The following is a 12953-nucleotide window of genomic DNA, read 5'->3' as shown; positions in this document are numbered from 1 at the left end:
CACCGCGCACCGAGGCTGGTTTGGGTTTTCAAGTTGGCTCACGAAGCCAACTGAAAACCAAAAAAAGCCTTGGCACGCGGTGGGATTCGCGTTGTTTCCCTTCCCGCCTTCCCCCCTTCCTGTTCAAATTCAGGTTGCGCGAAGTGGGCTCACTCGCGTTCCGTGGGGGGCCATTCTTCGCGGTTCATGCAGAAGGTCGTCGACGAGGTGATGCGGCGGGCCGCGTCGGCGCCCACGCGGCGCGCGAGGTCGGCCTCGAAGTCCTTCAATTCGTGCGTCTTGGCCAGGTAGTATCGCTCCAGGGGACGGCCGTGGGTGGCGCTTTCGTTGCGCGAGCCCGCGCGGACCTCCGCGACGTGGCGGAAAATGTCCTCGTCTTCTTGCGCGTGCTGGTCGAGCAGCGATTCGCATGTCTCCGGACCGATGCGCTCGGCCACCCGGGCATCGGCGCCGAGCCATTCGGCACAGCTCTCGCGGGTGCGCTCCCACGCGCGCGCATTGGCCGCTCGGAAGGCGTCGGCCACGCTCCGGGCGTCGCGCGCCTGCAGCCCCACGGACTGCATGTCGCCCTCGCCAGGCTCCCAGTCCTCGCCCATGATGCACGGCCGACTCAGTTTCACCTGGCCTCGCTGGGCGAGGCGGCGCCATTCGTCCGGGGATGGGTCGAAGCGATCGTCCACGGGCGCGGCCGGTTGGGCCGGGGCGGTGTCGAGCGGCTCACTTGCCCCAGTTAGCTCTACCGTAGACCGCTCATCGGACAGGCCGCCGTTCAGCGTCCGCGTCAGCTCGTCTTGGCAGCGGATCAGCGAGTCCGCGAGTTGCTGCCGAGCATCCTCGATGCCCGCGGCGCCGGCGGGCTCGGCCGGCGCCTTTTTGGAATCCTTCGCGATGGGGGCGTGTCGGCTCCTTCCGAGGGCTTCCTTCCCCTCGTAGACCGCTACGGTGGACAACACCCCCAACGCGCCGGCGACGATGTACCGTTTGAGCATCGGAAACCTCGTACGTCGCTCCCCGACGTAGGATCTACGAAGGGCAGACACCGTCGGTACGCCGAAGTTCCCGAACGCATTCCCGCCAACCAGGACGGGGTGGCTACCAGCCCGTTTGGCCGCGTGACGCGATGGAGCGCATCGCGTCCCCCGTGGGGCCACTGCTCAGGCGCCAGTCCACGTTCTTGGTTCCGATGGCGTCCCAGTAGAGGAACATGAAGAAGCCCTTCTCGCGGAGGTAGGTCTCGGTCGCCAGGAGGTCGGTCGCGCGCGCGCCGGGGTCGTCGGGGTTTTCCAGTCGACCGAATTCGACGACGGCCAGCGGCTTTCCTTTGGTCTTCGCCCAATTGTACCAGCGCTGGAACTGCGGATCGTTGCCCGCGTTGGAGCGCTTGCTCTTGGTGGCCTCGTTGTAGTCGTCGACGCCCAGAAAGTCCGTGGAGCCTTCGCCGGGCCACCAATCGTCCTGGTTCTTCGTCGAGTCGGAGCCGGGGCGCCACTGATAGGACATGGCCACGTATCCAATTTGGATATGCGAGTTCGCCCCCTTGGCGACTTCATAGAAATGTTTGAAGAGTTTCACGAACGTCGGCCCATCCATGTCATTTTCGGGCTCGTGGTACATCGTGAGGTACGTCGTGTGGTCCGTGGGGAACGAGGCGGCGAGCGAACGAATCTCCTCGTCGTATTTCCCTTTGGCCACACCATCGATGGTCGGCGGCTTCACCGACAGGAACGAAATCACGTTGTTCTCGGCATCCTTGGCCGCGGCCGATCGGCTGATATGGTCCGGCAAACCCGGATTGAACGAGCGGCGAATGCGCCACGGTCCGAATTTGTCGGAGTCGGCGAGCCACGAGCCGACTTTGTTGTCCGGCTTGCTCACGTTGGCGCCAACCCACATCGTCGACGGGCCCGCGATCGGGCCCTCCGTCGTATTTCCTTCGTCCACATCGCCCGTCGCCGCACACCCCGCCGCGAGCACCAATAGACCGATACCCAAAGCCACACGCAGTGTCATTCGCCTCTCCTCCAGATTGTGAGGGCCCCCGTTTGGTTTCAATTCGAAGTAACATGCAGTGGCGATGAGTCAAAGTTTAAATACGTAATCAACGAATACGAAATATATCCACTATTCGCATTGCGCGATGCCTGCGTGACGTGGGCGAAGGTTGCGCATGCACTGAGCGGCTGTTGCTCAACCGGGACCGTGGAGCGCCTCATCCGGCCGCGGGAAATGGGCGCAAACATGCCGCAGAGTCGCACCCTGTAACCAGAGGGCGCCATCGTACATGGTGAAGTGGCACTCGATCTAAGGTGGGGGGACCCGGAAGCGCTTGCGGCTTTAGCTAACCTCTACGAAAAACAGCAGATGTGGCGGGACCTCGTCGAGGTCCTCGAACGGTCGCTTGCCCTCGTCCCCAACGAGGACGACCGACTCAACATACTGACCCGGAGGGCGAGGATCTTCCTCGATAAGCTCCACCGGGACGACAAGGCGATTGTCGACTACCAACGCATTCTCGAAATCGATTATGCGAACCTGGTAGCGCTGCGATCGATTGCGGCCATTCGGCGCCGCCAACAAGATGCCAATCAACTGGTCGTGGCCCTTCATCAAGTCGTCGGGCGCGCTTCCCACCTCCTCGATCCGGAGGAGCTCAAGGAAATCTACCGCGAACTCGCGATGATCTACAGCCGTCACCTCGGCCGGCACGAAGAAGCCGCCCAGGCCTGGCGCAAACTCCTCGAGGTGGAGGCCGATCCGCAGGCCTTGGATGCGCTCGAGACCATGTACCGCGACATGCAGAGTTGGCCTGACGTCGTGCAGGTCAAAATGATGCGCGCGGACCTTCTGCGCGACCGTGCCACCAAAATCGAAGAATACCGAAGCATCGCCACGATTTGGACTCAGATGCTCCGCCAGCCCGACGCGGCGACGACGGCGTACGAAAAAATTCTCGAGCTCGACCCACACAATTCGGAAGCCTTCGAAGAGCTGGAGCGCCGGCACCGGCGGGCCTCGCGCTGGCCGCAGCTCATCGATCTGCTCTTGGCCCGCCTCGATGCCGGCCCCGAAAAGACCGAAAAAATCGCACTTCTGCACAAAATAGCCCAGGCCTGCGAGGAGGGGCTCGGCGACGCCAACGAGGCGTTCGTCGCGCTCATGAGCGCGCTGGAAGAGGACGTGCACGATGGCGAAACCGCGCGCTACATCGAGCGCGTCGCCAATGCGACCGGACAGTGGGACGAACTGATTCGCACCGCCACCGGCTGGCTCGAGGAGCGCAAAGGGGAGAAGGACCAGATCCGTATTCTGCTCCACCTGGCCAAATGGCATGGCCTCATCGGCCACACGCAATATGCGCACGCGTATTACGCGCAGATCGAACAGCTGATGCCCAACAACGCGGGCGCGCTCGAGGTCTACCGCGAGGTGTTGCACGCCGATCCGTCGAACCTGCAGGCCATGCTCGGCCTGGCCCGCGTGCACGAGGCGCTCCATCAGTGGACGGAGCTTCAGCGCGTCCTCGAGGCCGCGATCGAAGTCTCGGAGACGGCGAGCGAGCGCATCGAGATCTTGCTCCGCGTGGCCAAGTTGGAGGAGGAGCACTTCGTTCGCCCGGAAAACGCGGCGCGCCGTCTGGAGCAGGTGCTCGAAATCGACGATACGCACGAGGATGCGTACGCGGCGCTGGAGCGCGTGTACCAGCGATCGCGCAAGTGGCGTGAGCTCGTGCGAACCTACGAGCGGCACTTGGAGATTGCCACCAGCCGGGAGATGAAGGTCCAGCTGTACGCGGCCATTGCCAAGATCCACACCGACGATCTGCCCGATCCCAAGCGGACCATCGACGCGTACCGCCACATCGTGGCCATGGACGATTCCAACGTCGAGGCCAACGCGGCCCTGGCCAAACTTTACGAAGGGCAGGGCAATTCCAATCAGTCGCTCGAGCACATGACCCGCCTGGCGGAGCTCACGCGCGATCCGAAAGAGCGCGCGGAAGCCTTTTTCAAGATTGGAAAGGCGCTGGAGCAAAAGGTCGGCAACCGCCTCGAGGCGCAAGATCGCTACGATTTGGCCATTGGCTTCGATCCGACGCATGTTCGCGCCCTGGCCGCGGCGCGCAAGATCGCGATGGATAATAGCGATTACGAGCGCGTGATTCGCTACCTCGACCAAGAGCAAAGCAACACGCCGCATGCGCGCACGCGCTCGAAGCTCCTCGTGGAGCTCGGGACGCTGCACAAGGAAAAGATGCGCGATGGGTCCAGTGCGCTGCTCGCCTTCGAGGCGGCGTACCAGGCCGACGACGACAACGAGGAGGCGGCGCTGCCGCTGATCGAAGAGTACATCGAGCGCAAAGAGTGGGCGAAGGCCGACGGGCCCATCGAGCTGGTCATCCGAAAGGGCGGCAACAAGCGCCCGCGCAACGAGCAGCATGCACTGTTCAAGCAACAGGGCATGGTGGCCTTGGCGCTCGGAAAGAACGACAAGGCGCTGAAGGCCTTCACCTCGGCCTACCGCTTCGACGTGACCGACTTGGAAACGGTGCGCGGCCTCGGCGATGCCGCGTTCAACCTGCGCGATTGGAACGCGGCGCTCACCAAGTACCACAAGCTTTTGACGTCGCTCCCGCCGGACGAAAAGGAAATACGCGCCGACGTGTACTTCAAATTGGGGTGCATGAAGCGCGAGCAAGGCTTTGCCAAACAGGCGATTGCCAACTTCGAAAAGGCCTTCACCTCGAACGAGGTACACCAGCCGACGCTCGAAGCGTGCATCAAGCTCTATACGGATCAGAAGGACTGGAAGCAGGTGGCCGGGCTCAAAAAGCGTCTGCTCGACAGCGAAAGCGATCCCGAAAAGCGCTACCAGATGCTGCTGGAGATGGCCGATCTCTGGGAGCAGAAGGCCAAGGACCTGTTCAAGGCGCTGGAGAGCCTCGAGGACGCGCTGAAGATCAAGCCGGATTGCTATCCGCTGATGCACCGCATCGTCGCGCTCTGCCAGCAGACCGAGAATTGGCCGAAGGTCATCGAGACCATTTGGACCATGGCCTCGCTCGACCGCGATCCCACGCGCAAGAGCAAATACATCTACGCCATTGCCCAGGTTTACCGCGACAAGTTGAACGACGAGGCGAAATCCATCGAGCTCTTCAACGAGGTGCTCGATCTGAATCCGAAGTTGCTCGAGGCCTTCGAACGCATCGTCAAGATGCTCACCACGAACAAGGACTGGAAGGGGCTCGAGCGCTCGTTCCGGAAGATGCTCCGGCGGCTCACCAAGAGCAGCGACATGGAGCTGCAGAACAACCTGTGGCACAGCCTGGGGCTCATTTACCGGGATCGTCTGAACGACGTGCCCAGCGCCATCGAGGCGTTCAAGCTCGCGGCGCGGGCAGGGGAGACGGCCCACCCCGAACGCACCATGGATCGCGAGATCCTGGCCGAGCTCTTCGAGGCCACGGATCAAACCGACGCGGCCATCGCCGAGCATGCGCGCATCCTCACCAAGGATCCCATGCGCATCGAGCCGTACCGCGCCATGTGCAAGCTGTACTTGCACCGTCACGAGTACGATCGCGCCTGGTGCATGTGCGCGGCGCTATCCTTCTTGCACAAGGCCGACGAGGGCGAGCAGCAGTTCTTCGAGAGCTATCGCCCGCGCCGCATGCTCCAAGTGCGCAATCGCCTGGGCAACGAGCAATGGGTTCGCAGCCTGTTGCACAACGAGGAAGATCTCTACGTCGACAAGATCTTCGAGATGCTCGTTCCGGCGGCCATCGTGGCGAAGTTGAATACGCTTCGCGCGCAGGGGCAGCTACCGGTGCTCGACCGGCGCTACCGGCAAGATCCGGTGACGAGCACGGTGACCTTGGCGAAGACGTTCGGCTGGGCGGCCCAGGTGCTGGGCGTGCCGGCGCCGGAGCTCTACGTCCGCCCCGACATCCAGGGCTCGCTGCTCGCGGTGCCGTACTCGCCGCCGGCGAGCGTCGCCGGGCAGACGATCCTCAGCGGGTTCACGCCGCAGGAGCTCACGTTCATCGTGGGCAAGCACCTCGCGTACTACCGCGGCGGGCACTACATGCGGAATTTGTTCCCGTCGATGACCGAACTCAAGGTGATGTTCTTCGCGGCCATCAAAATCGCCAAAGCCGATTTCAACGTGCCGCTCGAGATCGCCGAGGCGGTGAAGGGCGCGGCGCAGGAGCTGGTGAAGTACATGCAGCCGATTCAACGCGATTCGCTTCGCGTGGTCGTGCAGCGCTTCATCGACGATGGGATGAAGGTGGACCTGAAGAAGTGGGTTCAGACCGTGGAGGTCACCGCGGTCCGCGCCGGGCTGCTGCTCTGCGCCGACCTCGAGATCGCCAAGAAGGTCATCATGGCCGAGCCGCAGCTTCCGGGCGACATGGCTCCTTCGGACAAATTGAAGGAGCTGGTCGTCTTCAGCGTGAGCGAACCCTACTTCAACTTGCGCGAGACATTGGGCATCGCCGTCGCCGCTTGAACGGGCAGGCGGCGCTGGATGAGGCGCTCGATGTCGGTGAGGAGCGGGCGCTCCTCGCGATCGCAAAAGGAGATTGCGCGGCCGGAGGCTCCCGCACGCCCCGTGCGGCCGATGCGGTGCACGTAGCTCTCGGCGACGTTGGGCAGGTCGAAATTGATGACGTGCGAGATGCCGTCGATGTCGATGCCGCGCGCGAACACGTCGGTGGCGACGAGGACGCGGGTTTGGCCCGTCCGGAAGGAATCGAGCGCCCGCTCGCGCGCGCTCTGCGTTTTGTCGCCGTGGATGGCGGCCGCGGCGATGCCTGCGCGGTCGAGTTGCGCGGAGAGGCGGCTGGCGCCGTGCTTCGTGCGGGTGAAGACCACGGCGCGTTCGACGTCGGCCTCGCGGAGCACGCTCTCGAGGACCTTTCGCTTGTCCGCCCGGTCGACGAACATCACCGATTGATCGACCCGCTCGGCGGTGGTGACCTTCGGCGTGATCGCCACGCGCGCGGGATTGCGCAGCATGGTGCGCGTGAGGGCCTCGATGGCCGGCGGCATGGTCGCGGAAAAGAAGAGGACCTGCTTCGTCGGCGGTAGCTCGGCAAAGACGCGGCGCACGTCGGGCAGAAAGCCCATGTCGAGCATGCGGTCGGCTTCGTCGAGGACGAAGTGCGTGACCCCATCGAGCCGGACGACGCCCTGGCGAATGAAGTCGAGCAGGCGCCCCGGCGTGGCCACGAGCACATCGGGCTGCGTGCGCAGGGCGAGCTCTTGCCGGTTCGGGTTCACGCCGCCGTAGACGACGCCGTGGCGCAGTTTGAGGTAGCGCCCGTACACGGACACGCGCTCGGCAATCTGCGCCGCCAGCTCGCGCGTGGGCGTCAGCACGAGGGCTCGGATCGGCCGCCGGGCGGGCGGGTGCGACGGCGGCGGCTGCGCGGCGAGCTGCTGAAGGATGGGGAGCACGAAGGCAGCCGTCTTGCCGGTGCCAGTTTGTGCGCACGCGAGCACGTCGCGTCCGGAGAGTGCGTGCGGGATGACTTCCGCTTGAACGGGGGAGGGGGATGCGTATTTCTCGTCCAGAACAGCGCGCAAGAGCGGCGTGGACAGACCGAGCGGCGCGAACGCCGAGGCTTGGAGGGTCACTATAAGGATCTACTCTTTCTCGTATCGCTTACAGGCTGCGGCGGAGGCCGGCACGCTCTGTAAGTGCGCGCTCGCTCTACTCCACGGAGTGACGACGGTCAAGGCCGTGTTATATGCCTGCGCCCATGCACGCGCCACTTTCACGTCTTTCGCGCGCCGCGCTCGTTACCGGGGGCGGCCGCCGAATCGGCCGGGCCATCGCCCTCGGCCTGGCCCGCCGCGGCTTTCGGGTCGCCGTGCACTACGGCCGCTCCCGCGACGAGGCGGAGGCCGTCGTTGCGGAGATCACCGGTGAGGGCGGCCATGCCGTGGCGCTCGCTGCGGATCTTTCGCGCGAGGAGGAGATGCACACCGTCGTCCCCCGCGCCATCGCGGCCATCGGTCCGCTCGGGTGCCTGGTGAACAACGCCTCCACGTTCGAATACGACACCATGGCGAACGCCACCCGCGAATCGTGGGATTTCCACATGGAGACCAACCTGCGCGCGCCCTTCGTGCTCTCGCAGGACTTCGCGCGGGCGCTCCCGGAGACGGACTCGGGCTGCATCATCAACCTGCTCGATCAGCGGGTGTGGAATCTATCGCCGAACTTCATCTCGTACACGGTCAGCAAGTCCGCCTTGTGGACCCTCACGCGGACGATGGCCCAGGCCCTGGCACCGCGCATTCGCGTGAACGCCGTGGGGCCCGGGCCCACCTTGCCGAGCGTGCATCAATCGCTCGAGCAGTTCGCGCGCCAGGTCGAGCGGCTTCCGCTCCAGCGCGGCGCCAGCCCGGAAGAGATCAGCCAGGCCGTGAATTTTCTCATCGAATCCCACTCCGTCACCGGGCAGATGCTCGCGCTCGACGGGGGTGAGCACTTGGGTTGGGCCCCCCCCGGCCCGGATGACCTCGAGGAATGACCATGTACGAGCGACACACGATGGCCGATGCGGGGCAGAAGCTCCGCCACGTCTTCATCCGTGACTTGATGATCCCCTGTTTCATCGGCGTGCCGGCGCCCGAGCGCGAACAAGCGCAGCGACTGCGCGTGAACATCGACCTGTCGGTGCGGGAGGAATCGGGCCCGGTCGTCGACGAGCTTCACGCGGTCGTCGATTACGAAAAAATTGTGAAGCGCGTTCGCGCGTGCGTGCGCGCGGCCCGGGTCAAATTGTTGGAAACGCTCGCCGAGCAGATCGCCGACATCGGTCTGGAAGATCCGCGCGTCCGTTTGGTGCGGGTGCGGCTCGAGAAGCTCGACGTGTTTCCCGATGCGGCGGCCGCCGGCATCACCATCGAGCGCCAGCAGACGGAGTAGACCATCGTGGAGATTTTCAAAGAGTTTCGCTTCGAGGCCGCGCACCATTTGCCGCACACCCCCGACGGGCACAAGTGCCGGCGGCTGCACGGGCACTCGTTCCGGGTGGAGATCCACGTCGAAGGCCCGCTCGCGCAGCCCCAAGGCTGGGTGATGGACTTCGCGGATCTCACCAAGGCCTTCACACCGATCCATGCCAAGCTCGATCACTACCTTTTGAACGAAATCGAAGGCCTCGAGAACCCGACGAGCGAAAACCTCGCCCGCTGGATCTGGGATCGCCTCAAGCCTGGCCTCTCGGGCCTCAGCCAAGTGGTGGTGCGCGAAACCTGCACGTCGGGCTGCGTTTACCGTGGCCCCTGAGAGGCCGGCGATCACCATCGACGAGCACCTTCGCGCCGACGGCTCGCGCCAGATCACGCGCCTGGCCGCGTGTGAAGGTGGCGTTCGCATCGTCATCGACGGTGAGCTCGACGCCGAGTTGCCCTTCGCCGTGCTCGACCAGGTGATGGCGCGCTATGGCAAGCCGCTGGCCGAGGACATCGCGCTTTCGGGCCCGCGCCTCACGCTGGCGAACGGAGGTGCACTCTGCATGCTGCGCCATCGAGCACGCTACGATGTCATTGCGCGCGACTTCCTCGTGTACGTCCGCGCACACGAACCGCCGTTGGTGGAACTGTCGACGAGCATTGCCGCCGCCCTCGCGCATTTGGCGCGCGCTGTCGGATCGAACACGCTTGTGCGGGATGATCATCTTCAATAAGAAGGGCAACGAAGCTTTCGTATCCCTTCTTTCACCCCGCAAAACATGCGCCTGGAGCCCGGACTCGAAGTCAACGGATACGACGCCGTTGCCAATGTCATCTCCGCTTTTCGATTGATACCAAAAATCGCGTATCGCATTTTCGCGAAGCACGGTTTGGGCACCATCGAGAAAGAGGGCAAATTCGTCCCCGATCCGCGCAACTGGTGGCCGATGGAGAACTATCTGGCCGCCCTTTTCGAGATCAGCGAGGCCGTCGGGCCGTCGAAGACGCTCACCATTGGCAAGCGCATTCCCGAGAATGCCGCACTCCCGCCGACCATCGTCGACATGCAAAGCGCCTTCGAGTCGATCGACGTAGCCTACCATTTGAACCATCGCAAAAATAGCAGGCTCATGTTCGACACGGTCACCGGCAAGATGACCGAGGGCATTGGCCATTATTGGTACCATCCGCACCCGGGCGAAAAGCGCATCACCATCGTGTGCGAAAATCCGTATCCGTGTGACATCGACCGCGGCATCCTTTTTGGATTCGCCCTGCGCTTCGAGCCCTACGCCTTCGTCGAACACGTGCGCACGAACACCTGCCGCAAGCAGGGCGCTGGCAGCTGCGCCTACTCGATCACCTGGTGATAGGCTCGACGTTGACGTGAACGTCTGACGTCAACGTCTGACGTTGACGTCTTCCGCGTGATCGCATGTTCCTAGCCAGACTGCGCTTTCCGCTATCTCGCGATTTCACCCGAGTCCCACACGATCTGACCGTCCACCACGGTGAGCACGCTGGTCGTGCTGGGGAGATCCTCGGGGGGCGCGCGAAAGATGTCCTGCGAGAGCACCGCGAAGTCGGCGAGCATCCCCGGTGCGAGCGTGCCCTTCTCGTGGTCGGCGAATTCGACGTATGCGGCACCGCGCGTGTAGGCGACGAGGGCCTGCTCCAGCGAGATGGCCTCGGATGGATGCGTGGGGTGCGTGGTTGCGAAGTACATGTCGAGCCACGGGGAGGCGACGGCACCGATGGAGTCGGTGCCAAAGGCGAGGCCGATGCCGCGTTCGAGCAGGGAACGAAGCGGCTGCATCGTGGACGCACGCACCGGGCCCAGGCGCTCGTGCATCAAATCGGGCAGCGCCAGGTGGAGCGGGTTCTGGACCACCGTGGCACCGATGCTGCGCAGCGCGGCGAAATGCCGAGGGAAGATGAGGTCCCCGTGCTCGATGCGAAAGCGGCGACCACGCCAGGCCTTCGCGCCGAAGCTCCGCGCCGCATCGAGCACGTCGTCCAGCGCGCCGTCGCCCACGGTGTGGAAGATGGGCTGCTCGCGGTCCTCTTTCCCGCCCTCACCGCGTAGACTGCGACGGAGCATGGCGCGCAAAGCCGTGTCGGAGAAATTGAAGACACCACGAAAATCGGGCGCGTCGGCGTAAGGTTCCTCGAGGAAGGCGTTGCGCTCGAGCGGGGTCCCGTCGGTGATCCATTTCAGACCGCTCAGCGAGGTCTTCCCCGATGGAGAGGTCCCCGCCGGCCATTGCCGATCGCAGGCCTCGTCGACCGTGAGCGGAAAACAGATGGATCGCACTCGAATCGGAAGTGAAGCCATCGATAGGATTTTTGCCGCGCGCTCCCGGGTGAGGCCCAGGGGGATGTCCTGGATGCTCGTGTAGCCGACCCTGACGGCTCGTTCGGCGAACGCGCGGTACGAGGCCACCAGCTCCGCGTCGCTCGTTCGCTCGAAGAGCCTGCGGTTCAACAGGTGCTCGGCGTACTCTTGCACGACGCCGTCGAGGACGTTCGACCCGGCCACGCGCACGTAGCGGCCGCCGAACGGATCGGGCTCCGTTTCGGAGATGCCCAGGGTGCGCATCGCCTGGGTGTTGATCACCGTGCCATGCCCGGTCCACGAACGAAGGACCACGGGATGGTCGGGCGCCTCCGGATCCAACGCAAAGCGCGTCGCATCGGGATCGGCCAAAATGGCCTCGCCCACGGTCACCACGAGCCAGGTTCCCGGCGGATGCGCCGTCGTTCCCCGACGGACGATGTCCTTCACCTCGTCCAGAGCGGGGCCCGGACCGGGCACGAAGTCGCCGGTGTTCAACCGGGTGCCGGGGATCCCCAGCACGTGGGCATGCGCATCGTCGATCCCCGGCACCACGGTGCGTCCGCCGAGGTCGACCGTGTCGTAGCGGCGCTCGCGGAAGTCTCGCGCATGCCCGACGAAGGCGATCGTCGAGCCGCACACGCCGATGGCTTCGGCACGCCCCTCGCCGGTGAAGATCTTCCCGTGGTAGAAGAGCGTGCAGGCTTTGCGGTCGTCCAAGGATGTCGTTTGGACCGAGGGGTCGATTTCTTTTTCGGTGCAGCCCGGGATGCCCGCGAGGATGACGACCGAAGCCAAGCCAATCCCTTGGAGAGTCCGCATTCGAGAGCACGACAGATAAGGCGAAACATTGCCTAGTAGGTAGTGCATTCGATGTCGTCACGACCTAATGAGTAGTTGGACATGCGCACCACGATTACTCCGCCGCAGCCCCATCCCGGTCCCCGCTGGTTGTACTTGCACGGATTCGCCTCGGGCCCCCAATCGTCCAAGGGCGTGGCCATCGCCAACCATTACGCCGAGCGTGGCATCGCCGTCGAGCGACTGAATCTGCGCGTTCCCTCACTGGAGCATCTGCGCCTCTCGGCCATGATGCGCGTGGTGCGCGACGCCATGGGCAGCGACGCCGATCGCTCGGTGCTCTTTGGATCGAGCCTCGGCGGGCTCACGGCATGCCGTGTCGCGGAAGAAGACTCGCGCGTGTGCGCACTGGTTCTCCTCGCGCCGGCGTTTTGCATTGCCCCGCGCTGGCGCGCCCGTCTCGGGGAGGACGACTGGCGCCGCTGGCAAGAAACCAACGCCTTCGAAATCGACGACCACGCCGAGAAAAAGCGCACCCACGTCGACTTCGACTTCATCCGCGATCTCGAATCCATCGACACCCGCTCGGGCGGCTGGCCCCAAGTGCGCGTGCCCACGTTGATCGTGCACGGCGTTTCGGACGACGTGGCCAGCATCGACTTGACGCGCGCGTGGGCCAAAGGCAAGCGCCACGTGCACCTCGTGGAGGTGGACGACGGGCACGAGCTCGTGAAGTCCCTGGGGCGCATCTGCGCAGAAGCCGACACCTTCCTGGCGCCTTTCCTTCGGTAAGCGAAAGCGAAAACCGGACGAAAACCAGAGCAAAACCAGAGCAAAACCAGACAAGG

The 12953-nt window shown here is 64.1% G+C and carries 10 protein-coding genes and 1 pseudogene; 7 read left to right on the top strand and 4 right to left on the bottom strand.

Annotation, left to right across the window (positions count from 1 at the left end; translation table 11 throughout):
- Positions 1–149: 149 nt before the first annotated feature.
- A complete protein-coding gene (locus tag LVJ94_20735) occupies positions 150–989 on the bottom strand; it encodes a hypothetical protein (GenBank protein WXB09644.1) in 840 nt (279 codons plus the stop codon).
- Between the two features lie 103 nt (positions 990–1092).
- Positions 1093–2010 carry a hypothetical protein gene (locus LVJ94_20730; GenBank protein WXB09643.1) on the bottom strand — a complete coding sequence of 306 codons (918 nt, stop codon included), beginning with the start codon at positions 2008–2010 and terminating at the stop codon, positions 1093–1095.
- A 351-nt stretch (positions 2011–2361) separates the two neighbouring features.
- Between LVJ94_20730 and LVJ94_20725 the strand changes: the two genes are divergently transcribed.
- Positions 2362–6510 (top strand): hypothetical protein, encoded by a 4149-nt coding sequence (locus tag LVJ94_20725; GenBank protein WXB09642.1) that lies wholly within the window; start codon positions 2362–2364, stop codon positions 6508–6510.
- Here the strand turns inward: LVJ94_20725 and LVJ94_20720 are convergent.
- Positions 6510–7640 (bottom strand): annotated as a pseudogene (locus LVJ94_20720) (DEAD/DEAH box helicase). The gene LVJ94_20725 and the pseudogene LVJ94_20720 overlap by 1 nt on opposite strands.
- A 125-nt stretch (positions 7641–7765) precedes the next feature.
- Between LVJ94_20720 and LVJ94_20715 the strand changes: the two are divergent.
- Genes LVJ94_20715 through LVJ94_20695 form a run of 5 tightly spaced genes read left to right on the top strand, consistent with a single transcriptional unit; the run spans position 7766 to position 10339 of the window.
- Entirely contained in the window at positions 7766–8542 is a 777-nt protein-coding gene (locus LVJ94_20715) for an SDR family oxidoreductase (GenBank protein ID WXB09641.1), read from the top strand.
- Positions 8543–8544: 2 nt separating this feature from the next.
- Positions 8545–8940 carry a dihydroneopterin aldolase gene (locus LVJ94_20710; GenBank protein WXB09640.1) on the top strand — a complete coding sequence of 132 codons (396 nt, stop codon included), beginning with the start codon at positions 8545–8547 and terminating at the stop codon, positions 8938–8940.
- Positions 8941–8946: 6 nt separating this feature from the next.
- Positions 8947–9303: a 6-carboxytetrahydropterin synthase QueD gene (gene queD / locus LVJ94_20705; protein WXB09639.1), complete on the top strand. Its 357-nt coding sequence runs from the start codon at positions 8947–8949 to the stop codon at positions 9301–9303.
- Positions 9293–9703, top strand: a complete 411-nt coding sequence (locus LVJ94_20700) for a hypothetical protein (GenBank protein ID WXB09638.1) — start codon at positions 9293–9295, stop codon at positions 9701–9703. Before queD ends, LVJ94_20700 begins: the two co-directional genes overlap by 11 nt.
- A gap of 45 nt (positions 9704–9748) precedes the next feature.
- Complete coding sequence (locus LVJ94_20695; GenBank protein WXB09637.1) at positions 9749–10339, top strand: hypothetical protein; 591 nt, start codon at positions 9749–9751, stop codon at positions 10337–10339.
- A gap of 92 nt (positions 10340–10431) precedes the next feature.
- Here the strand turns inward: LVJ94_20695 and LVJ94_20690 are convergent, their stop codons facing one another.
- On the bottom strand, positions 10432–12102 hold the full coding sequence (locus tag LVJ94_20690; GenBank protein WXB09636.1) for an amidohydrolase: 1671 nt from the start codon (positions 12100–12102) through the stop codon (positions 10432–10434).
- Between the two features lie 105 nt (positions 12103–12207).
- Here LVJ94_20690 and LVJ94_20685 point away from each other — a divergent pair, with 105 nt between their 5' ends.
- Positions 12208–12897 carry an alpha/beta hydrolase gene (locus LVJ94_20685; protein WXB09635.1) on the top strand — a complete coding sequence of 230 codons (690 nt, stop codon included), beginning with the start codon at positions 12208–12210 and terminating at the stop codon, positions 12895–12897.
- The last annotated feature ends 56 nt before the right edge of the window (positions 12898–12953 follow it).

The sequence above is a fragment of the Sorangiineae bacterium MSr11367 genome, from assembly GCA_037157805.1.
Taxonomy (GTDB): Bacteria; Myxococcota_A; Polyangia; order Polyangiales; family Polyangiaceae; genus Pendulispora; species Pendulispora rubella.
Note: the sequence above shows the minus strand (reverse complement) of the source record. Positions and strands in the feature narration are given on the sequence as shown.